The 20,195-nt window shown below is 36.1% G+C and carries 21 protein-coding genes and 1 riboswitch; of the genes, 15 read left to right on the top strand and 6 right to left on the bottom strand.

Annotated features, from left to right (window positions below; translation table 11 throughout):
* Nucleotides 1–136: 136 nt before the first annotated feature.
* From AC3FI7_RS23960 to AC3FI7_RS23940, 5 genes are all read left to right on the top strand, one after another.
* Nucleotides 137–547 (top strand): acyl-CoA thioesterase, encoded by a 411-nt coding sequence (locus tag AC3FI7_RS23960; protein ID WP_142725653.1) that lies wholly within the window; start codon nt 137–139, stop codon nt 545–547.
* Nucleotides 548–734: 187 nt separating this feature from the next.
* Nucleotides 735–1,583: a prephenate dehydratase gene (gene pheA / locus AC3FI7_RS23955; protein WP_343657707.1), complete on the top strand. Its 849-nt coding sequence runs from the start codon at nt 735–737 to the stop codon at nt 1,581–1,583.
* Between the two features lie 365 nt (nt 1,584–1,948).
* Nucleotides 1,949–2,659 (top strand): hypothetical protein, encoded by a 711-nt coding sequence (locus AC3FI7_RS23950; RefSeq protein ID WP_142725651.1) that lies wholly within the window; start codon nt 1,949–1,951, stop codon nt 2,657–2,659.
* A gap of 110 nt (nt 2,660–2,769) precedes the next feature.
* Nucleotides 2,770–5,001, top strand: coding sequence for a DUF2339 domain-containing protein (locus AC3FI7_RS23945; RefSeq protein WP_491461073.1), 2,232 nt, complete (start codon nt 2,770–2,772; stop codon nt 4,999–5,001).
* A gap of 104 nt (nt 5,002–5,105) precedes the next feature.
* Nucleotides 5,106–5,543, top strand: coding sequence for a hypothetical protein (locus tag AC3FI7_RS23940; protein ID WP_491461072.1), 438 nt, complete (start codon nt 5,106–5,108; stop codon nt 5,541–5,543).
* A gap of 47 nt (nt 5,544–5,590) precedes the next feature.
* Here the strand turns inward: AC3FI7_RS23940 and AC3FI7_RS23935 are convergent, their stop codons facing one another.
* Complete coding sequence (locus AC3FI7_RS23935; protein WP_142725648.1) at nt 5,591–6,868, bottom strand: replication-associated recombination protein A; 1,278 nt, start codon at nt 6,866–6,868, stop codon at nt 5,591–5,593.
* Nucleotides 6,869–6,971: 103 nt separating this feature from the next.
* Between AC3FI7_RS23935 and yidD the strand changes: the two genes are divergently transcribed.
* On the top strand, nt 6,972–7,223 hold the full coding sequence (yidD, locus tag AC3FI7_RS23930) for a membrane protein insertion efficiency factor YidD (protein WP_172617116.1): 252 nt from the start codon (nt 6,972–6,974) through the stop codon (nt 7,221–7,223).
* A 510-nt stretch (nt 7,224–7,733) separates the two neighbouring features.
* Nucleotides 7,734–8,522, top strand: a complete 789-nt coding sequence (gene lgt / locus AC3FI7_RS23925; protein ID WP_491462114.1) for a prolipoprotein diacylglyceryl transferase — start codon at nt 7,734–7,736, stop codon at nt 8,520–8,522.
* Nucleotides 8,523–8,631: 109 nt separating this feature from the next.
* Here the strand turns inward: lgt and AC3FI7_RS23920 are convergent, their stop codons facing one another.
* Nucleotides 8,632–10,149 carry an NAD(P)H-hydrate dehydratase gene (locus AC3FI7_RS23920; RefSeq protein WP_491461071.1) on the bottom strand — a complete coding sequence of 506 codons (1,518 nt, stop codon included), beginning with the start codon at nt 10,147–10,149 and terminating at the stop codon, nt 8,632–8,634.
* A gap of 245 nt (nt 10,150–10,394) precedes the next feature.
* Here AC3FI7_RS23920 and mscL point away from each other — a divergent pair, with 245 nt between their 5' ends.
* Entirely contained in the window at nt 10,395–10,772 is a 378-nt protein-coding gene (gene mscL, locus AC3FI7_RS23915; protein WP_142725646.1) for a large conductance mechanosensitive channel protein MscL, read from the top strand.
* A 78-nt stretch (nt 10,773–10,850) separates the two neighbouring features.
* On the opposite strand, the gene AC3FI7_RS23910 is transcribed toward mscL, so the two are convergent.
* Entirely contained in the window at nt 10,851–11,810 is a 960-nt protein-coding gene (locus tag AC3FI7_RS23910; RefSeq protein ID WP_142725645.1) for a D-2-hydroxyacid dehydrogenase, read from the bottom strand.
* Nucleotides 11,811–11,896: 86 nt separating this feature from the next.
* Nucleotides 11,897–12,307, bottom strand: a complete 411-nt coding sequence (locus AC3FI7_RS23905) for an LNS2 domain-containing protein (RefSeq protein ID WP_002980498.1) — start codon at nt 12,305–12,307, stop codon at nt 11,897–11,899.
* A 328-nt stretch (nt 12,308–12,635) separates the two neighbouring features.
* On the opposite strand from AC3FI7_RS23905, the gene idi reads away from it, so the two are divergent.
* From idi to gcvT, 3 genes are read left to right on the top strand one after another with little or no spacing between them, the layout of a single operon-like run.
* A complete protein-coding gene (gene idi, locus AC3FI7_RS23900; protein WP_142725644.1) occupies nt 12,636–13,145 on the top strand; it encodes an isopentenyl-diphosphate Delta-isomerase in 510 nt (169 codons plus the stop codon).
* A 14-nt stretch (nt 13,146–13,159) separates the two neighbouring features.
* On the top strand, nt 13,160–14,068 hold the full coding sequence (locus AC3FI7_RS23895; RefSeq protein ID WP_142725643.1) for a hypothetical protein: 909 nt from the start codon (nt 13,160–13,162) through the stop codon (nt 14,066–14,068).
* A gap of 24 nt (nt 14,069–14,092) precedes the next feature.
* Nucleotides 14,093–15,169, top strand: a complete 1,077-nt coding sequence (gene gcvT / locus AC3FI7_RS23890; RefSeq protein ID WP_142725642.1) for a glycine cleavage system aminomethyltransferase GcvT — start codon at nt 14,093–14,095, stop codon at nt 15,167–15,169.
* Nucleotides 15,170–15,223: 54 nt separating this feature from the next.
* Here gcvT and AC3FI7_RS23885 read toward each other — a convergent pair whose 3' ends face one another.
* On the bottom strand, nt 15,224–15,409 hold the full coding sequence (locus AC3FI7_RS23885; protein ID WP_491461070.1) for a hypothetical protein: 186 nt from the start codon (nt 15,407–15,409) through the stop codon (nt 15,224–15,226).
* 150 nt (nt 15,410–15,559) lie between these two features.
* Complete coding sequence (locus tag AC3FI7_RS23880) at nt 15,560–15,916, bottom strand: arsenate reductase family protein (RefSeq protein WP_491461069.1); 357 nt, start codon at nt 15,914–15,916, stop codon at nt 15,560–15,562.
* Nucleotides 15,917–16,037: 121 nt separating this feature from the next.
* Here AC3FI7_RS23880 and AC3FI7_RS23875 point away from each other — a divergent pair, with 121 nt between their 5' ends.
* The 4 genes from AC3FI7_RS23875 (at nt 16,038) to AC3FI7_RS23860 (ending at nt 20,166) form a co-directional block, all read left to right on the top strand.
* The gene (locus AC3FI7_RS23875; RefSeq protein ID WP_002980508.1) at nt 16,038–16,505 is read left to right on the top strand and encodes an acyl-CoA thioesterase; all 468 of its coding nucleotides are present in this window, start codon (nt 16,038–16,040) and stop codon (nt 16,503–16,505) included.
* 90 nt (nt 16,506–16,595) lie between these two features.
* Nucleotides 16,596–17,435 carry a GLPGLI family protein gene (locus tag AC3FI7_RS23870; protein ID WP_491461068.1) on the top strand — a complete coding sequence of 280 codons (840 nt, stop codon included), beginning with the start codon at nt 16,596–16,598 and terminating at the stop codon, nt 17,433–17,435.
* 196 nt (nt 17,436–17,631) lie between these two features.
* A riboswitch (Fluoride riboswitch) is annotated at nt 17,632–17,699 on the top strand.
* Nucleotides 17,700–17,730: 31 nt separating this feature from the next.
* Nucleotides 17,731–19,038, top strand: a complete 1,308-nt coding sequence (locus tag AC3FI7_RS23865) for a voltage-gated chloride channel family protein (protein ID WP_172617114.1) — start codon at nt 17,731–17,733, stop codon at nt 19,036–19,038.
* Nucleotides 19,039–19,290: 252 nt separating this feature from the next.
* Entirely contained in the window at nt 19,291–20,166 is an 876-nt protein-coding gene (locus tag AC3FI7_RS23860; RefSeq protein WP_343657697.1) for a LysR family transcriptional regulator, read from the top strand.
* The last annotated feature ends 29 nt before the right edge of the window (nt 20,167–20,195 follow it).

Below are 20,195 nucleotides of genomic sequence, written 5' to 3'. Positions count from 1 at the left end.
TTTTTATGCCCTGATTATTCTTTGTTTGTACTGTTTTTAGAAGGAAGACAAAGGTCCAATTTTTTCTTTTTAAAAAAAAATATTGCAGCTATTGATTATTTAAAAATATATTTGTATGTATAATTTAACGCCAAAAATGATACACACAACACACTCAATACGAGTACGTTACGCAGAAACAGACCCTATGAAATACGTATACTACGGCAACTATGCTGAGTACTTCGAAGTAGGCAGAGTGGAGCTCTTCAGAAGCATAGGAATTTCATACGATGAAATTGAAAACCAAGGAATTTGGCTTCCTGTTTCAGAGTATAAAATTAAATATATCCGGCCGGCTTTGTATGATCAAAAATTAGAAATTCACACCTGTGTCAAAAAAATTCCGGGAGTAAGGATTGAGTTTGAATATGAAATTTACAATGAGGAGCATATTAAAATAACAGAAGCATCCACTACTCTATTCTTTCTGGATGCAAAAACCAACAAAGTAATCAAGTGTCCGGATTTCCTGATGCAAATGATTGAGAAGAACTGGAAGGAATAGACAGCAGGGGTTCTGAGTTTGAGAGTTTGAGGATTCGAGAGTTTAAGGTTTATGGTTCTAAATTTAAAGTCGGGAAACAAGAAACAAAAATAACCAGCAACAAAACAAAGTCACAACACACACTCTGTTTATGAATTAATTCGCACCTTTGTACCTTTATTTTATTCATCCTTTATATTATAGTATTATGAAGATTGCATTTTTGGGGCCTCATGCCAGTTTTACCCAGCTTGCTGCCGCTCAGCTTTTTCCTGATGAAGAGTTATTACCACAAGCCAGTATTCTGGATTGTTTTAATGCTGTTGAAAATGGAGAGGCGGTAAAAGCAGTTGTACCACTGGAAAACTCTATTGAGGGAACAGTTTCGATGACGCTGGATTATTTATACAAGACCCCTTCTATTAAAATTGAGGCAGAAGCAGTAATGCCCATCGCCCATCACCTGATGATTCATCCGAAAAATTCGGTTGAAAATATTGAAAGAATCTATTCACATCCGCAGGCTCTTGCACAGAGCTTTCATTTTCTGGACAGTCATTATAAAGAAATTCCAAAACAGGACTTTTCTTCTACTGCCGCTGCGGCTAAATTTGTTTCAGAAAACCCGGACACTTCCATCGCTGCGGTAGCCAACCAATTTGCAGCTAATTTATATGGTCTGAAAATTATTAACCGTAATATTCAGGATTTTGAACAGAACCATACCCGGTTCATTATTATTTCCAAGCACCAGAATACCTATAAGAATGATCGTCTTGAATCTTTAGGAGAAAAATCAGGAATGCTGATTACTCTTCCAGAAGATCACCCGGGCGGGCTGCATCAGGTATTATCTGTTTTTGCATGGAGAAAAATGAACCTCAGCAAAATTGAATCCAGAACATTAAAGACCGGCTTGGGAAATTACTTTTTCTTTATTAATGTGGCAGGTCCCTGGGAGGACGTCTTGCATGGAAATGCTCTTAAAGAGCTTGAATCAATCAAAGCAAATGTTGATTTTCTTGGAAATTATCAGGAATTCCTTCTGGAAAGCTAAGAAAAAACGCAATAAATCCTTTAAAACACTGCCTCCATGGCAGTGTTTTTCTTTTTTATGACCTTACAAAAGCCAAAAAAATAAAATTGTGACTGTTAAAATATTTACTTGTTACCCTCTTTGATCAGCTGTTAAAATAACCCACCACTAAGGGAGAATTATATTTTCTTAAAACCCTTATAAACAAGCAATTAATTAAAAAATAATTATAATAAGTCGTAAATTAATTATGTGATAAAATCACACAAAATATAAACATATGTTTAAATATATTACATCATATTAATGTAAAAATTATAGATTTCACAATGCAGGGTATAATTTTTGTTGTATATTTGCTTAGCAACTAATTAAAAATCTTGATCATGAAAACTAAACTTTACAGCTTATTGTTGGCATGTGCAACCCTACCTTTATTCTCACAAGTTGGTATTAATACACCAACCCCTTCTGCAACTTTAGATGTTAACGGAAATACAAAGATCCGTACTACCCCTGCAGCCCCTGCATTAAGTGGCTACCAGGTGCTTGGTATCAATACCGGCAGCTCAGAAGTATCTTCAATTGATCCTGCACTATTAATAGCCGCATCAGGAACTAATCCTACCGTATATTCTGCAAAAAAAAGTACTGGCATCAGTCTCCTTTCCGTAGGTGTATTGGGAGATTTCAAACCTGTTAATTTTCTAGCAGCTGAAAGAACCATAGGGAGTGCAGCTTTATTCAATGATACTACTTCAGCTTATACAATACCTTCAGACGGAGTATATGCAATAGCATATTCATTCCGTTTTGGAACAGGGCTTCAAGCTTCTTTATTAAGTAGTGGTACTGGTATTGGAATCACCAGAACAAGAGGAGCCGGAGCTGGTGTCACCGCATTAATAGACTCCCGTCTCTTCAGTGGTGTCAATCTTTTAGTGGCTAGTTTAACGATCTCGGACAGTTATATTAATGGGCTATACTCCTTCCAGGCAGGTGATAGAGTAAACTTTGGATTTATTGATCCCGGTATTAGCTTAACATTATTATCAACAAGTACTACATCATTCTACATTTACAAAGTATCCAACTAGAAAAACATATTGTTAGTTATCTATACCATTTAGCCCATCATCTATACAGTGATGGGTTAATTTTTAAATAGCTTATCAAACATTTCTTTATATTTGATAAAAACTATGAAATGAATGAACTCATTGCTGTCATAATATTCATTGTCATCTTCATCATTTTCAACAATCTGAATACTAAAATCAGAAGGCTTGAAAAGGAGATCTCAGATCTTAATGATAAGATCAGCAGGGCTGGTGATGAGTCTGAGACAGTTCAAAAGAAAACCCCGACAGAAAAAACTTTTATACAGCAGCAGGCAGAGCCTCAGCAGACCAATAAAAATATACAGCACAATGAAGAAATTCCAACGCCAGCCGACAAGGACCGGCTGACTCCCGTTTTTGACTTTTTAAAACAAAATGTCCTCACCATTATTGGTATTTTCACTCTCGTTCTGGGAATCGGATATTTTGTAAAATATGCCATTGATAAAAACTGGATCGGAGAAGCTGCAAGAGCAGGAATTGGCTTTTGTACGGGAGCCGGAATCATCATCATAGGGTATTTTATCAGAAAAAATTACACAACTTTCTCATCCATTATAACAGGAGGTGGAATCGCTGTTCTTTACTTCACAGCTACCATTGCCTTCCGTGAATACCACCTGTTTACACAGAATACAGCATTTGCCACAACTGTTTTAATAACGGCAGTATCTATTGTTCTATCTTATTACTATAAAAGTCAGGTATTAATCATATTTTCATTAATAGGAGGATTCACTGCGCCTTTGATGATCAGTAACGGCCACAGCAATTACCTTTTCCTTTTTATTTATCTTACCCTTTTAAATATCGGAATGCTGGCAGCATCATTCCTTCAGCATTGGAAAAGTGTCGGATGGACAGCTTATATTTTTACAACCTGTTATCTTTTCTATTGGACCCATAAAAGTCCGGAACTCTTAAATATTACTTTTTATATGATCAGTTATGCTGTTTTCTACATTTTTGCATTACATGATTATATCAGGAAAAAAGCACTTTCCTCCTCTGATATTGCTATACTCGTTCTTACTAATTTTTCGAGTATTTTGGGACTGATCTATACTTTTAACACACTAAAATATGAACCACCAATTATTTTCCCACTTGTCTTTGCAGCAGTAAATGCTGTTCTGTTTTTTAGAGAATATGGAAAAAAGGATTTTGGAATCGCTTATTCTGTATTTGCAGGGTTGGTTACCAGCCTTATAACAGCAGCTGTTGCAATTCAGTTCAAAACACACCTTATCACCAGTATCTGGGCGATAGAAACAACCCTTCTTCTTTTCATCTGGAAAAAAACCGGTCATAAGATTTTCAGAATCTTCTTTTATATCCTTTTTCCATTGGTGATAACTGCCCAACTTGTAACATGGACAGCCTATTTTGGTACAAAAGATTTAGCCATTATATTCAATTCTCCGTTTATCACCAGCTCATTTACCATTGTTTCCATAATAATCAATTTATATTTATTAAGGAATACCGAGAAAGAATCACAAAATAAAGACCTCAATTTTTTTGAAGACCTTAGCACTGTGATAAGTTATGGCGTTATTTATATTACTTTTCTTCTTGAGATTACCTATCATATTTCGGAAATGCACTGGGCAGCAATCACCAGCGTAGGATTGTTATTCAGTATCTTTTATATTTTCATCTTATTGCTTCTCAGAAAGCCACTGAACATCAGAAATGATATCCAGAATATATTGATTTACCTTCTTTTCATTCTCATCATTATTACCATAGCCGTTCCTACTCCATCAGTAGTGACAGCAATTTTATCAAAAAAACTGGCTCCAGGTTTTTATCTGCTTCATCTTCTTCAGTGGATTCCTTTTACCTATGTATGCTTCAAAATTATTCCGTCTTCAGAATTTCACAAGCGCGAAATCTCTTACTGGCTTCTTTCTTTAACACTTATCATTTTTACAAGCTGCGAATTGCATCACACCTATGTACTGATGATCTCGAATAATATTCCCCAATCTTATGAAGCTGATAAGCATTTCAATATTCTTTATCTTCCTATCATATGGACAATACTTGCCAGCATTTTTATTTATACAGGCCTCAAAAAGAATATCCGGGAATACCACAAGATTGGTTTTACGCTTGTCGGTTTGATGGTATTAAAACTTTACGGTTATGACGTATGGCAAATGGACAATATTTCAAGGATCAGCGCTTTCATCGTACTTGGAATCATTTTATTATTAAGTTCTTTTGCTTTTCAGCGGCTGAAAAACCTGATCAGAGATATGATGGACAAAAAAGACAAAAATGAAGAAGCTGCAGACCATCCATCAGGATAAATCTTTTTATTTATAAATAAAATGTAAAACAATTTAAGATTACGTTCACATTTTGTAAAAAATAACTATATTTATCACGTTTTTAACAGTTACATATTCTGATTATGAAAAAAATACTCTATTCTTTTTTAATATTATCTTCGGCCACTTTATTTGCGCAGCAAAAAAATCTGGCGGTGAAGTTTGCAGTGGCTGACAACGTTATTGGGACGGTAGAATTGTTCAATACAAGAAAGAATCTATTGCAGGTTTCAAAAGTTTACAATACTCCATCAAGCCTTCCTCAAAGCTTAAAAAAATACAGTTCTGTTTTTACAAAAGGCGTGACTGAATATAAGTTCAAAAACGGCGAAAATGTTTTTGACAGAATGGCATTATCTGAAATCAATGTACAATATAATATCCCGGCCGATAATCCTGTATTTATTGAAGGATATGAATTTACAGATACCAGCACATTAATCTATCCGCAGATCAAGAAAAAAACAGAAGTAAAAGATTATAATGGTAAAAAAACATTGTTCATCTACACAACTGAATAATTCAATACTATAAAAAAAGGATGCTCTAAAACAGCATCCTTTTTATTTTAATACTTATTGTTCCATTTTTTCCTGAGTTCTTCGTAGATTTTCTTCTCCGTAGAATTATTCCCCGGCTCATACAGTTTTACATTCCTGATTTCCTCGGGAAGAAAATCCTGTTCTACAAAGTTACCCTCATAAGAATGGGCATATTTATAGTCTTTTCCATAATCAAGATCTTTCATCAGCTTTGTAGGGGCATTCCTCAAATGCAGCGGTACAGGCAGATTTCCGGTCTGTTTCACCAGGGCCAATGCTTCGTTAATCGCCATATAAGCAGAATTACTTTTAGGGGAAACAGCAAGGTATACCGCAGTTTCACTTAAAATAATCCTGGCTTCAGGATTCCCAATCACATTAATCGCCTGAAAACAATTGTTCGCAACCACCAGTGCATTCGGGTTAGCCAATCCCACGTCTTCAGCCGCAAGAATAAGCATTCTCCGGGCAATAAACTTGATATCTTCTCCCCCGGCAATCATCCTGGCCAGCCAGTAAACTGCTCCGTTAGGATCTCCCCCCCGCATAGATTTGATAAAGGCCGAAATAATATCATAATGCTGTTCCCCGTTTTTATCATACAGCGCCATGGTCTCCTGAAGAACTTCAAGAACGTCTGAATTAAGAATTTCTGTTGTCTTTGAATTTTTGTATTGGTTCAAGACCAATTCCACAGAATTGATCAGCTTTCTCGCATCACCTCCCGAATACTGAATGAAAGCTTCTTTTTCCAGGATTTTAAAGTCAGTCCCCTCATCTTTATTGTATCTTTCCGAAGCAATATCGATCAGTTCTTCCAGTTTTTCATAGCTTAATGCTTTTAAAACATATACCTGACTTCTTGAAAGCAATGCAGAAACGACTTCAAAACTTGGATTCTCTGTAGTGGCTCCTATTAAAACAATCCAGCCTTTTTCTACCGCATGCAGTAATGAGTCCTGCTGTGACTTATTAAACCTGTGAATCTCATCAATAAATAAAATAGGGGATTTTCCGGAGAACAGATTCTGCTTCTTGGCATCTTCAATCACATCACGGACATCTTTCACCCCGGAAGAAACCGCAGAAAGCTTATAGAACTTCCTCCCTGACTGTTCTGAAATAATTTCAGCCAGCGTAGTTTTCCCGGTTCCCGGAGGCCCCCAGAATATCAGAGAATTCAGGGTATTGTTTTCAATCATTTTTCGGATAGTTCCTTTATCGCCGGTAAGGTGCTCCTGCCCCAATACATCGTTCAGGGTTTTAGGTCTTAATTTTTCAGCTAATGGGATATTTTGATTCAAAGTAATTCTATTTTTTTAAGATCAATGTTCCGGGTTTTTAATCTCCGAAACTTATAACAAAATTAAACTAATTTTCATTTTTTTACCCTATTTTTGCATTGTTTTGAAACTTACATTCAATAAAATCATTACATTTCCACTGGTAATTTTGATCAAATTTTACCAATGGTTCATCTCGCCTTTACTTCCCAAAAATTGCCGCTACGAACCCACCTGTTCTCATTATATGGTAGAATCACTTCAGGTACACGGTATCTTTAAAGGCTTCTGGATGGGATTTAAAAGAATTTTACGATGTCATCCATGGGGAGGGAGCGGCTATGATCCTGTTCCCCCAAAACATAAATGTCAATAATCAAACTATTAAATCAATAGAAAAATGAATACTTTTTTTTTCAGAATTTACTTTGTGCTGTTTGCATTGGTTACACAATGCCTCTTTGCACAGGAATACCCTGGAGGTTTATCTGACGGAACTTTAGATATCAGCGGAAACAATATTCCTGTAAAAATCTATTCTACCACGGAGATGGGAGACCTTACTGCTTTTCCTGACAGGGAATCGGATAAAAACCAATCTTTTGTTGTCATCCTAAATGAATCTAATTTTGAACCTCAATATTACAATTATGGTGCTTCAACTTTAGCCAAGTATAAAGATTCAAAATATCAGTTTTTCGATAAAGACTTTAAGCTTATTGATACTACTGTTACCAGGGATAATATTTCAAAATTCAAATATGCAGTAAAATCTGTAAAGCCTATTACTGATTCTGATAAAGTAGAACTTAAAACCCCGTTCAAAATATGGGATCCTTCAAAAGGAATTCATATCGGATCTTTCACCCTTCACTTTTATAGTTTGATGTTTGTTTTTGCATTTGGATTCGGATATGTCTTAATGACAAGAATCTTTAAGATTGACAACGTTAACCAAAAATACCTGGAACCTCTGTTCACGTGGACATTGATTGGTACCATTCTGGGAGCAAGATTAGGACACGTTATCTTTTATCAGCCGGAATTATTTAAGGAGGATTTCTGGAGTGTATTTTTACCGATCAGTACAAAAAACGGTTTAAAATTTACAGGATTCTCAGGTTTGGCAAGCCACGGTGCTACTATTGCTTTGATTTTTACTACATTATATTACTCATTTAAAATCATCAAAAAAAATCCTTTCTGGGTATATGACAGATTAGGTATCGTAGTAGCTTTAGGAGGTGCTTTTGTAAGAATGGGAAACTTTTTCAACTCTGAAATCGTTGGTAAACCGGCTGATCCCAATTCTCCGTTTGCTTTGCTTTTTCCACAACAAAGCAGTGAATATGGGCTTACCGTTCCGCGCTATCCAAGCCAGTTATTTGAAGCTGTAGGATATGTGCTTCTTTTCATTTTATTATGGATTCTTTACAGAAAAACAGATAAAAAATACCAGCAAGGCTGGTTATTCGGTTTGTTTTTTATCATTCTTTGGGCCATCAGGTTCTTTGTGGAATTCCTTAAAGAGCCGCAGGGAGATGAGTTCATCCAGATTGGCGGCCTGAATACAGGTCAGGTTCTTTCAATTCCTTTTATGATCGCAGGAGTTGTGATTATGATTGTTTCCAAGAAATTTAAAATCACACCGGAAGAAAATGCAAAGCCGGAATAAGCTGATAAGTAAAACTAAATAGAAAAAAGGCAAATTTGTAGAAATACAGATTTGCCTTTTTAATATCTTTAAAAATTATTTTACAGCTTTACTTTTTCTTCGGTGGCTCTTACAGATTCTTTGTGATTTTCTTGTTCAGCTCTTCAAAAACACTTCCAAACGCATCAATAACATCAGTGGGCAACATAGATTCTTTTGAATGCTTTTCTGAAGCGATTTCCGCAGCTCTGCCATGCAGCCATACCCCAAGAATGCAGGTATGTTCCTCAGAATATTTCTGGGCTAAAAGTGAAGTCAGAATTCCGGTAAGAATATCTCCGCTTCCTCCTTTGGCGAGCCCAGCATTTCCGGTTATATTGTAAAATACATTTCCTTCTGGTGTAATAATCTGGGTATGATGGTCTTTTAATACAATATATATATCCAGTTTTTTTGCTTCTGCCCTTGCCCGTTCAAGCCTTTTGAAAGAATCAGCAGTACTTCCGAAAAGTCTTTCAAATTCTTTTGGATGAGGTGTAATGATTGACCTTTTGGGAATTAATTTCAGATTTTCCGGACCTTTTGAAATAATGTTCAAAGCATCTGCATCCAGGATTAATGGCCATGTATGGCTTTTCAAAAAGCTCAGAAAGTTTTTTTCTGTTTCCTGATGAGTACCCAACCCGGGACCTATGCCACAGATTAAATCATCTTCAATCTCAAAATTAAATATGAACTTCTCACCTCCTTTTATAAACATTGCCTCAGGACATGAAGTCTGTAAAATCTCATAACCGCATTCCGGTGCCAGAGCAAAGGTTAATCCAGCTCCGGTTTTCAAGGCTGATTTTACAGCCAGCACCGCAGCTCCTATTTTCCCATAACTTCCCCCTGCAATGATCGCCTTACCATAGCTTCCTTTGTGGGAAAATTCCTGCCTCGGAATAAATATCGGTTCTATCAGCTGATCATCAATTACAGAATATGCAGTATCAGTTGTATCAGCGTACGCTTTATTTAAATCAATATTCAGTACTTCCACCTTTCCGGTATATTTTCCTGTTTCAGGATGAAGAAAAGTCCGTTTCCAGCATTGAAAAGTCAGGGTATAATCAGCTTTCATAATGACAGGATTATTATCAAACATTTCATCTGCAGACAACCCGGAAGGAATATCAATGGATATTTTAGTATTTTTTTTACTATTCAGCTGCTCTACAAGCTTTTTATATTCTCCTTCCAGCGGCCTGGATAATCCCGTCCCAAAAAGCGCATCTACAATGATGGTTTTATCATCAAAACTATAGTGTTCATCAGGATCAAATTTTCTGACCGAAATTCCTGACAAATCACGAAGCCTTTTAAGATTAACAGAAGCATCTTCTGAAAGCTTCCTTTTGGAATCGCTTATAAATACATCTATATCAAAACCTTTCAGATAAAGTATCCTGGCCACAGCCAACCCATCTCCTCCATTATTCCCATTGCCACAAAATACAGCCAGCTTTTTATGGTTTTTACAATGTTCTGAAATCCAGTGGGCCACAGCCATTGAAGCTCTTTCCATCAGCTGGATAGAAGAAACCGGCTCATGAGAAATGGTAAACTGATCCCAGCTGCGTATCTGTTCTGCGGTAAAAATTTTCATAGACCAATCAAACTTTTAAGCAAATTACAAAAGATTTTTCATTATGATATTACGGTTATTAATAAAAATAAGGAGTCATCATTAATGAATTAAAGTATCTGTAGAATGTTAAAATATTCATTAAAACGAATGACATGAAATCATCATAAAATTCAATATTTTGGGAATAAAAACTATAAAATGTAGTGTTTTTTACATTTTTTAATCATATTTTTGTGTATATACTAATTAAAAAAATATAAATTATGGGATTTGTAAAAGAATTTAAAGAGTTTGCCTTTAAAGGTAATGTTCTCGATCTTGCTGTCGGGGTGATCATTGGGGCAGCATTTGGTAAAATTGTTTCGTCTTTGGTAGAAGATGTAATCACGCCTCTGATATTAAACCCGGCACTGAAAGCAGCTGGCGCAGAAAACATTGCAAAGCTTACCTGGAATGGAGTTGCTTACGGAAATTTCCTTTCAGCAGTAATCAGTTTCCTTTGTATTGCGATGGTTCTTTTCTGGATCATCAAATTGGCGAATAAAGTGAACAAAAAAGAAGCTCCGGCTCCCGCAGGCCCTACAGAAGATCAAAAATTATTGACAGAAATCAGAGATTTATTGAAGAGCAGAAATATCTAGTCTATAACAACAGTTTTAACATAAAAAAGCACCTCGGTTAGTAAACCGAGGTGCTTTTTATTTATAATCTATTTCAAATTATTGAATCTGTAAGATACTTGAAATCTGCTCAGCCAGGGAAAGTCCGATTCTATCCTGTGCTTCAAGAGTAGAAGCTCCGGTATGAGGAGTAAGAGAAATCTTAGAGTGAGTAAGGATTTCTTTGGAAGGTGTTGGCTCATTAATGAAAACATCTAACCCGGCAAATCTTACTTTACCTGAATCTAATGCCTGAATCAAAGCCGTTTCATCGATAACTCCACCTCTGGAACAGTTTACAATTGCCACTCCGTCTTTCATGATTTCAAATTCATTCTGTCCAATCATATATCCGTCTTTCTGAGCCGGAACATGCAGGGTTATAAAATCTGAATGTTTCAAAACGTCCTGTAACGGTTCTGTTTCTATATCAACGTTGATAAACTGGTTGTTGTAAAACTTCACTTTAATGCTTGCTCTCCCTACATTGTTATCAGCAGCCACCACTCTCATCCCAAGTCCTAAAGCAATTCTTGCCACTTCCTGACCAATTCTTCCCATCCCGACAATACCGATAGTTTTTCCTCTCAGTTCGATTCCCGGGGCATATGCTTTTTTAAGAGAAGCAAACTCAGTATCTCCTACTACAGGCATTTTTCTATTAGAGTCCTGAAGAAATCTTGCTCCTGAAAATAAATGGGCAAAAACAAGTTCTGCCACTGATTCTGAAGAAGCAGAAGGAGTGTTGATCACATGGATTCCTTTTTCCCTTGCATAGTCTACATCGATATTATCCATCCCTACTCCTCCTCTTCCAATAATGTCGATGGACGGGCATCCGTCAATAATATCTTTTCTTACCTGTGTAGCACTCCTCACCAGCAGGGTTCGGATTTTGTGCTCATTAATATAATCTACCAAAAACTCCTGTGGAACTTTTGTAGTAATAACCTCAAAGCCTTTTTCTGTCAATGCATCAATTCCTGATTGATCCAGGCCGTCGTTTGCTAAAACTTTCATAAAATATCAAGTATATTAAAAAATGAAAGATTTAAAAATTAATGGAACTGCTTCGCATTTAATTTTTAAATCTTTGAATTATATTTTTATTCGCCGTCTTCTTTGAATACTTCAATGGTCACTTGTTTTTCTACCAGATCCGTAAATCTTCCCTTGTACCTTGTAGCTCTTACCAGGTGGTTATCTATCCAGTGATAATTTCCTCCTCTTGGTTTTCCGCAAAGCACGCTGTGGTATTTGAAGCCATGCTTATCCAGCCAGTCTATGGTAATTTGTTTCAGATTTTCGGTTCTTGACGTAAAAAAGCAGATCTGATGTCCTTCGTCATACCATCTGTTGATCGTTTCCAGTGCATCAGGATATGGTTCGCAGGTCACCATTCTTTCCGGTTCTTCATTGGGAACGTCATCAGTAATGGTTCCGTCAATATCTATTAAGTAATTTTTTATTCCATCCTTTAGAATAGGACTAATGTGTTCAATGTATTCTAATTCCATTACTAAATATTAAGTAGCAAAGTTAGCGTTTTTACAACTATAAGGCACATTAATCTTAGTTTAAGTTAAAATTTTACTACAAAAATTATTATTTAAAGAATAATATCAATATTTTATTCATCATTTTATAGCAAATGGTTAATATTTTTCGTTTTGAATTTTCTTTTTAAGCAAAGAAAACCGAAGATATAAAGAAAACCAATCAGTGAATTGACAGATTTACCTGTAAATTTCCTCTATCATCTTTACTTCATTACCGTTATTACAAAAAACATGATGTTTATCTAAAAATTTCCAAAATACATTTATTACCCTTACATTTGTAGGAATGGAAGAATTTGTCGTTTTAGTAAATCCCCAGGATGAAGTTTTAGGACTGATGGAAAAACAGCAGGCTCACATCAACGGCCTGTTACATCGTGCATTTTCTGTATTTCTATTCAACAGTAAAGGGGAAATGCTTCTTCAGAAAAGAGCTTCAGGAAAGTATCATTCTCCTAATCAATGGACCAATGCGGTATGTTCACACCCACGAAAAGGGGAAACTTATCATGCAGGAGCTGTACGCAGACTGAGGGAAGAACTGGGAATTGAGGCAGAACTTTCAGAAAAATTCAATTTTATTTATAAAGCAGATGTTGGCGGCGGTCTTTGGGAACATGAGCTGGATTATGTTTTTACCGGTGATTATAATGATGAATTTCACTTGAATCCTGATGAAGTTTCAGAAGTTCGTTTTGTCACCATGGAAAATTTGGACCAGGAAATAAAAGACACTCCTGAGAGCTTCACGGAGTGGTTTAAAATCATATTAAAAGAATATAAAGAGCATTTATAAAAACTCATCATACCATGAAAGCATCTTTACTTGTATTTTTTTTAGTCAGCTTTAATCTTTTATTTTCCCAGACTTATAAACCATTATTACAAGACGGCAATAAATGGTATACAAGTTTCCATTCATCAAACGGACCTTGTGGCAACCCCTCTCCTCACAACTCTTTTATCTATCAAATAAATGGTGACAGCCTTGTGAATGGCGCCAGTTATAAAAAAATCTACTGTAAAGCCTTGGTCTACCCTAAAAGATCATGTAATGATAACCTGTATACGTATCCTTTAACCAGCAAAGGGTATTTAGTTGCTCTTTTAAGAGAAGACACGGCACAGAAGAAGGTGTACAAAAACCAACTCGGAACCGGTACCGAATATCTTTTATATGATTTTTCCGTACAAGTAAATGATGTTATTGACATTTCTCATTTTGACATCAACAATGGAGTGCCAACAGCGACCATCAATAGTATTGATTATGGAAATGTTTTTGGGCAAACGAATGTAAAAAGATTCAACCCATCTTTTGGACAGGATAATGTAATATATGAAGGCATCGGCTCTAATACAGGTCTTCTCGAAAGTCCTATAATAGCCTACAACTGGGAAATAGGAAACATGCTCGATTGCTTTGAAGATGTGAATGGAAAATCTTGTGTACACTTTTTTTTGGAAACTCAGGAACAGCAAAAAAAGAAAAAATCTGTTCAGCTTTATTTTTCAAAATCCGATCATACCTTTAAAGTCATTTCTCCTAAAAAGGAAAGTTTCACTATCACGTTCTATAGTTTATCAGGAGGATTAGTGGAAGAAAAGAAGATAGATTCCAATATCGCTTTCACTATCAAAAACAATACAGAAAAGCTATTACTTTATACCATTTCAGACAAATATGCAGAGGTTAAAGGAAAAATATTTTTAGAATAACAATTAAATTTAAAAAAGTAAATTATGAACAAAACGGCTTTATATGACAAACACGTTTCTTTAGGGGCTAAAATAGTTCCGTTTGCAGGTTTTGAAATGCCTGTTCAATATTCAGGGGTTACAGAAGAGCACTTTGCCGTAAGAGAAAAAGCAGGATTATTTGATGTTTCCCACATGGGACAGTTTTTCATCGAAGGACCGGGTTCAAAAGATCTTTTACAATTGGTAACGACCAATAATGTAGATGCACTTGAAAATGGAAAAGCTCAGTATTCTTGCCTTCCCAACGAAAACGGAGGAATTGTGGATGACCTTATCGTTTATAAAATGGAAGATGACAAATATTTCGTAGTTGTAAACGCTTCCAACATTGACAAAGACTGGAATCATATTTCAAAATACAATACTTTCGGGGCTAAAATGACCAATGCTTCTGATGAAATGTCTTTATTGGCAGTTCAGGGTCCTAAAGCTACTGAGATTCTTCAAAAGCTTACTGAAGTAAATCTTTCGGAAATCCCTTACTATCATTTCACAGTAGGAAGTGTAGCAGGAGTAAATGATGTAATTATCTCAAACACGGGATATACAGGAAGCGGAGGTTTTGAGATTTATTTCAAAAATGAAAGTGCGGAAAAACTTTGGGATGCTGTGATGGAAGCTGGTAAAGAAGAGGGAATCATTCCTTGCGGATTGGCTGCCAGAGATACGTTAAGATTAGAAAAAGGATTCTGCCTGTACGGAAATGACATCGATGATACGACTTCTCCGATTGAAGCTGGTTTAGGGTGGATCACTAAGTTTGATAAAGACTTCGTTTCTAAGGATGTTTTCGCAAAACAGAAAGAGGAAGGAGTTACCAGAAAATTAGTTGGTTTCGAATTGACAGACAAAGGAGTTCCAAGACATGATTATCCTGTAGTGGATGCTGAAGGAAACGTGATCGGAAAAGTAACTTCAGGAACACAGTCTCCAATGAAAAAAATTGGTTTAGGCCTTGCTTATGTAGACAAACCTCATTTCAAATTAGGATCTGAGATTTTTATTCAGGTAAGAAACAAGAACATTCCTGCAAAAGTGGTAAAAGCTCCTTTTGTATAACCTGTTCACAATATAAAAAGAGGCTGTGATTTCTTCACAGCCTCTTTTTTTGGTTCAATAGCAGATGCAGCAGGTCTTTCTGTCAGAGGTACAGACATCTCCTACTCCCGGTGTATTGGAAATTACCCCTCCGGCAGGTCCACATAAAATACTGCAGACAGGTAAAGAAGCAATCCCTCCGTTAACTTCTTTCAGTTCTGATCTGTTAAGCTTTTTTGTTTTTGAAAAGTTTGTTCTCATATTGTACATTTTTGGTAATCCCAAATACAACCATTCAAAAAACAACTAACAATCAAATACTTAAATAAAAATTATAAAACCTGGCGGGTATAAAAAATCCGGCACAATAATAAAAAATCATTAAGCCGGACAGGTTCTCTTTAAAGTTATTTATTCGTTTACCCCAAAGAATCTCTGCAGTTCTTCTACATTTTTCTTGTCATTCCCTACAAAAATCTCTTTGTCTGTCATAAAAACTGGTCTTTTTAAGAAGGTATAATGATCCAGCAGCAATTCTTTAAAATCTTTTTCCGTCAGAGATTTTACATCCAGACCTCTCAGTTTGATCTGTGTAGATTTTTTACTGAATAATGCTTCGTATGATTTTGTTTTTTTATGCATTTCCGCCAATTCTTCTTTTGTGACCGGCTCTTTCTTAATTTCGCGGAGTTCCCACCCTGTAAGATCAAATTGGGCTAAAATTTTTCTGCAGGTATCACAGGTGTTGAGATAAAATACTTTCTTCATTACGTTTTCTAAATCTGTTATTGGTTAAAATTCCCTTTCATTGAAAGTTTCGTCTTTCAAAAGTAGGATTTAATCTAAAACTTTGGAAATTATTAAATAACTTTATTCAAATTTTATAAAGATGCAGAACAAGCCTATTACTTTTCAGTTTATTTCGGAACCTTCAGATGTTAATTACGGAGGAAATGTACATGGAGGAAGTGTGATGAAATGGATTGACCAGGCCGGTTATGCATGTGCTACCACGTGGAGTGGTAATTATTCCGTTACCGTATATGTAGGCGGAATCCGTTTTTATGATCCTATCAAAATCGGAGAAGTCGTAAAAGTAGATGCTCAGGTGATCTATACCGGGACTTCAAGCATGCATATCGCCATCAATGTCTTTTCAAGAAACCTGAAACAACCCAATTTTGAAAAGAAAACCCACTGTATCATCGTTTTTGTTGCAGTAGATGAAAATGGTAAAAAGCTTCCTGTACCTAAATGGACACCGGAAACAGAGGAAGAAAAACAGCTTGAAATGTATGCCAAACGTCTGATGGAGCTGAGAACGCAGATTGAGGATGAGATGAAACCTTTTTTGTAGATACGGATTTCGAGATGCGGGATTATGAGATTTAAAGTTTAAGGTTTAAAGTTTTGAGAAACCAGTAACAAAAAACGACCAATCACATATATGAAAAGCACCTTTACCTTAATAGCATTGCTTATGACGGCTTTATGTCATGCTCAGACCCATCGGTTTATTTATGAACTGCAATATAAAATGGATTCTACTGAAATCACTTATGAAAATCTGAACATGATTCTTGACATTACACCCAAAGAGGTTAAATTTTACGGGAGAAACCTGATTACAACAGATTCTTTGAATAAAAAATTCGGGATGAATTCAGATTATACTGATATGTCGGGTCAGATAGTGAAAAGAAAAATCAATTCTTTTGATAATGAAAACTTTATCAATATCAAAAACGGATATTACTCTTTTAAAACCACAGATAAAATCAACTGGACGATTTCCAATGAAACCAGAAAAGCAGAAAACTATACTTTACAGAAAGCCACTACCCGATTCGGAGGAAGAGCATGGACAGCCTGGTTCTGCAAGGATATACCTTTTAATGAAGGACCTTTTAAATTCCGTGGTTTGCCTGGTTTAATTTTTGAACTTTCTGATACAAAAAATAACTTCATTTATCATCTTATTAAAAGTCAGAAGCTCCCGGAAGTACACCCTACCGATAACTTTGTAGAATCTAATTTTGGGAATAAAGCTATTCCCATCAATGAAAAGCAGAAGTATAAGCTGATCATGGAGTTTTACAATGACCCTTTTGCTTTTGAAAGAAATAACTTCAGTAAATCCAATAATGATCTTAAAATTAACATCAATGGGAAAGAAATCCATAATGTGGATGAACTGAATACCCAGATCAAAAGCATGCAGGAGGTCATCAGAAAATATAATAACCCGGTTGAAATCGATAAGGCAATGCATTATCCGGTATATTAAAACTATGGTTATTTTTAAGTTTGGGCTAAAGCTGGTGGAAAGTGTTCAATTTATTTAGGCGGGCTAAAGCCCACCTCTATTGAATTCAGGTATTTAAAGGAACATCTTTTATCTTTTATCTTTTATCTTTTATCTTTTATCTTTTATCTTTTATCTTTTATCTTTTATCTTTTATCTTTTATTTTATATATTTGTAACATCAAAAGGAAATGGTGTTCTTCCTTCCCCAACCGCTTTACAAAAGCTGATGACGCCTGATTAAAAGATTATTAACAAATAACTAATCAGGATTATTATGTCAAAAAGTCAAAGAACACTAGGCAAAAAAGCAGTTTTTCATACCTATTTTTTCTTCAGAAAATTTCCGGCTATTCCCTATATTTTAAAATGGCTGTGTATCAGTATCATTATTGGAGGTTTAGTGGGGACAGCTTCTGCTGGTTTTCTTCAATCTTTGGAGTGGGCAACCAATTTCAGGGAAAATCATCTCTGGCTGATTGCATTGCTTCCGGTGGCTGGATTCCTGATAGGACTTCTTTATCATTACTTCGGGAAAGATGTGGAAGCAGGAAATAACCTGTTGATTGATACCATTCATGAGCCCAAGGAAATAATTCCTTTTAAAATGGCTCCTTTTGTGTATCTTGGAACAATTGTCACTCATTTTTTTGGAGGTTCTGCAGGCCGTGAAGGAACAGCTCTCCAAATGGCGGGTGCTATAGCCGATCAGCTTACTAAACCTTTTAAGCTCGACAGAAATGAAAGAAAGACACTGATTATTGCTGCGATTGCTGCAGGATTTGGCTCTGTCTTCGGGACTCCTCTTGCAGGTGCTGTTTTCGGTCTTGAAGTTTTTCTGATCGGAAGGATCCGTTACAATGCTATTTTTCCTGCATTTGCTTCGGCCATTCTCGCTGACCTGGTGACCGTTCTCTGGAATGTAAAACATACTCATTACCACATTGATTTCATCCCAAAACCTGAGTTTCTGCCAATTCTATACAGCATTCTTGCAGGAATAGTTTTTGGAATCTGTGCTGCAGCTTTCAGTAAAATCATTCATTGGATGGGTTCTGTTTTCAAGTCAAAAATTAAATATCCTCCGCTTCGTCCGGTGGTGGGAGGAATTATTATCGCGATAGCAGTTTTGGCAATGGGCACCTCCAGATATATCGGTTTAGGGGTTCCTGTAATTGTAGAATCTTTTGAAAAGCAGCTTCCGCTACATGATTTTGCTTTAAAAATGATCTTTACTATTGTTACGCTTTCAGCTGGATTCAAAGGTGGAGAAGTTACTCCCTTGTTCTTTATCGGAGCTACATTAGGAAGTGCTTTGTCACTGTTCATTCCTTTACCTTTCGGACTATTGGCGGGAATGGGATTTGTCGCCGTATTTGCAGGAGCTACCAATACTCCTTTAGCCTGTATGCTGATGGGAATTGAATTGTTCGGAGCAGAATGTGGTGTATATGTAGCTATTGCCTGTATTGTATCTTACCTTCTTTCCGGTCACAACAGTATCTATACAAAGCAGAAAATCGGAGAGGCAAAAAACAGAAGATACGAAAGCCAGCAGGATCGGTCAATTTCGGATTTTTTATAAAGGGTTTCGGGTTTCGAGGTGCGGGTTGCTAGCAATGAGGTGCGAGATATCAGTTATTGCGGGATGCTGGTTGTTTTTTAATGCTGGTTCTTAATCGTCTGCTTATAGCCTTTAAATTTTGAAGCGAATAACCACTAATCCCTACTCTCGAATCCTGAAACCTTACCCCATTAAATCCATCTACTCTCAGGCTCTCTCATCCTCAAACTCACTCCGCTTCCCATTTCCAACTATAATCCGTAATTTTACCCCATGTTCGATTACAGATTAAAAGTTTTCCATACGGTAGCTTCCCGGTTAAGTTTCACTAAGGCTTCAGAAGAGCTTCACATTTCACAGCCTGCTGTTACCAAGCATATTAAAGAAATTGAAACCCAGGTAGGTGCCAAGTTATTTGACCGTAAAGGAACTTCTATTCAGCTGACCCAAAGCGGAAAGATTTTGTATGAGCATGCTGAAAAGATAAGAAATATCTACCGTGACATGGAATTCGAGATCAGCCAGATTAATCAGCAACATAAAGGAAAACTGATTATCGGGGCGAGCACAACGGTTGCGCAGTATATTTTACCTGAAATTTTAGCCAAATTCAATGCTTATTATAAAGATATTAAGATTGAGCTTCTTACAGGTAATACGGAAGCTATTTCAACCCTTTTAAAAGAAGAGAAAATTGATCTCGGTATTATCGAAGGAGAATCACAGTCTTCTTATTTTGAATATACGACTTTCAGGCCGGATGAAATTGTTTTGGCAGCCAAATCTGATCATCCCCTTGCCCATAAAACCTTACATTTAAAAGATCTCTATAATCTGGATCTGATCTTCAGAGAACAGGGATCCGGAACCCTTGAGTTCATACAAAACCGGCTTAAAGAGAAAGAAATCAATCTCAATGAATTGAATACCATTATACAGCTTGGAAGCAGTGAGAGTATTAAAAATTATCTTCTTCATTCGGAATGTATGGCATTTCTTTCCATCAGTACTATACTGAATGAATTGAAAAATAATATCCTTACTGTTATTGACATTAAGAACTTTAGTATTGAGAGGGATTTTCATTTTATTCTTCCTAAAGGAGAACAGTCTGAACTGATCAAACTTTTCCTGAGATTTGCAGAGTAAGATATTTGATGTACAAAGTATTAATGTAA

The sequence above is a fragment of the Chryseobacterium sp. TQ-BC-N36 genome, from assembly GCF_058382295.1.
The sequence above is the reverse complement of the archived record's forward strand: the minus strand, read 5'-3'. Positions and strand labels throughout refer to the sequence as shown.

What these genes read in the sequence shown, in the direction of transcription:
- AC3FI7_RS23960 (WP_142725653.1), top strand. Translation starts at nt 137, where the DNA reads ATGATACACACAACACACTCAATACGAGTACGTTACGCAGAAACAGAC.
- pheA (WP_343657707.1), top strand. Translation starts at nt 735, where the DNA reads ATGAAGATTGCATTTTTGGGGCCTCATGCCAGTTTTACCCAGCTTGCT.
- AC3FI7_RS23950 (WP_142725651.1), top strand. Translation starts at nt 1,949, where the DNA reads ATGAAAACTAAACTTTACAGCTTATTGTTGGCATGTGCAACCCTACCT.
- AC3FI7_RS23945 (WP_491461073.1), top strand. Translation starts at nt 2,770, where the DNA reads ATGAATGAACTCATTGCTGTCATAATATTCATTGTCATCTTCATCATT.
- AC3FI7_RS23940 (WP_491461072.1), top strand. Translation starts at nt 5,106, where the DNA reads ATGAAAAAAATACTCTATTCTTTTTTAATATTATCTTCGGCCACTTTA.
- lgt (WP_491462114.1), top strand. Translation starts at nt 7,734, where the DNA reads ATGTTTGTTTTTGCATTTGGATTCGGATATGTCTTAATGACAAGAATC.
- AC3FI7_RS23920 (WP_491461071.1), bottom strand. Translation starts at nt 10,149, where the DNA reads ATGAAAATTTTTACCGCAGAACAGATACGCAGCTGGGATCAGTTTACC.
- mscL (WP_142725646.1), top strand. Translation starts at nt 10,395, where the DNA reads ATGGGATTTGTAAAAGAATTTAAAGAGTTTGCCTTTAAAGGTAATGTT.
- AC3FI7_RS23910 (WP_142725645.1), bottom strand. Translation starts at nt 11,810, where the DNA reads ATGAAAGTTTTAGCAAACGACGGCCTGGATCAATCAGGAATTGATGCA.
- AC3FI7_RS23905 (WP_002980498.1), bottom strand. Translation starts at nt 12,307, where the DNA reads ATGGAATTAGAATACATTGAACACATTAGTCCTATTCTAAAGGATGGA.
- idi (WP_142725644.1), top strand. Translation starts at nt 12,636, where the DNA reads ATGGAAGAATTTGTCGTTTTAGTAAATCCCCAGGATGAAGTTTTAGGA.
- AC3FI7_RS23895 (WP_142725643.1), top strand. Translation starts at nt 13,160, where the DNA reads ATGAAAGCATCTTTACTTGTATTTTTTTTAGTCAGCTTTAATCTTTTA.
- gcvT (WP_142725642.1), top strand. Translation starts at nt 14,093, where the DNA reads ATGAACAAAACGGCTTTATATGACAAACACGTTTCTTTAGGGGCTAAA.
- AC3FI7_RS23885 (WP_491461070.1), bottom strand. Translation starts at nt 15,409, where the DNA reads ATGAGAACAAACTTTTCAAAAACAAAAAAGCTTAACAGATCAGAACTG.
- AC3FI7_RS23880 (WP_491461069.1), bottom strand. Translation starts at nt 15,916, where the DNA reads ATGAAGAAAGTATTTTATCTCAACACCTGTGATACCTGCAGAAAAATT.
- AC3FI7_RS23875 (WP_002980508.1), top strand. Translation starts at nt 16,038, where the DNA reads ATGCAGAACAAGCCTATTACTTTTCAGTTTATTTCGGAACCTTCAGAT.
- AC3FI7_RS23870 (WP_491461068.1), top strand. Translation starts at nt 16,596, where the DNA reads ATGAAAAGCACCTTTACCTTAATAGCATTGCTTATGACGGCTTTATGT.
- AC3FI7_RS23865 (WP_172617114.1), top strand. Translation starts at nt 17,731, where the DNA reads ATGTCAAAAAGTCAAAGAACACTAGGCAAAAAAGCAGTTTTTCATACC.
- AC3FI7_RS23860 (WP_343657697.1), top strand. Translation starts at nt 19,291, where the DNA reads ATGTTCGATTACAGATTAAAAGTTTTCCATACGGTAGCTTCCCGGTTA.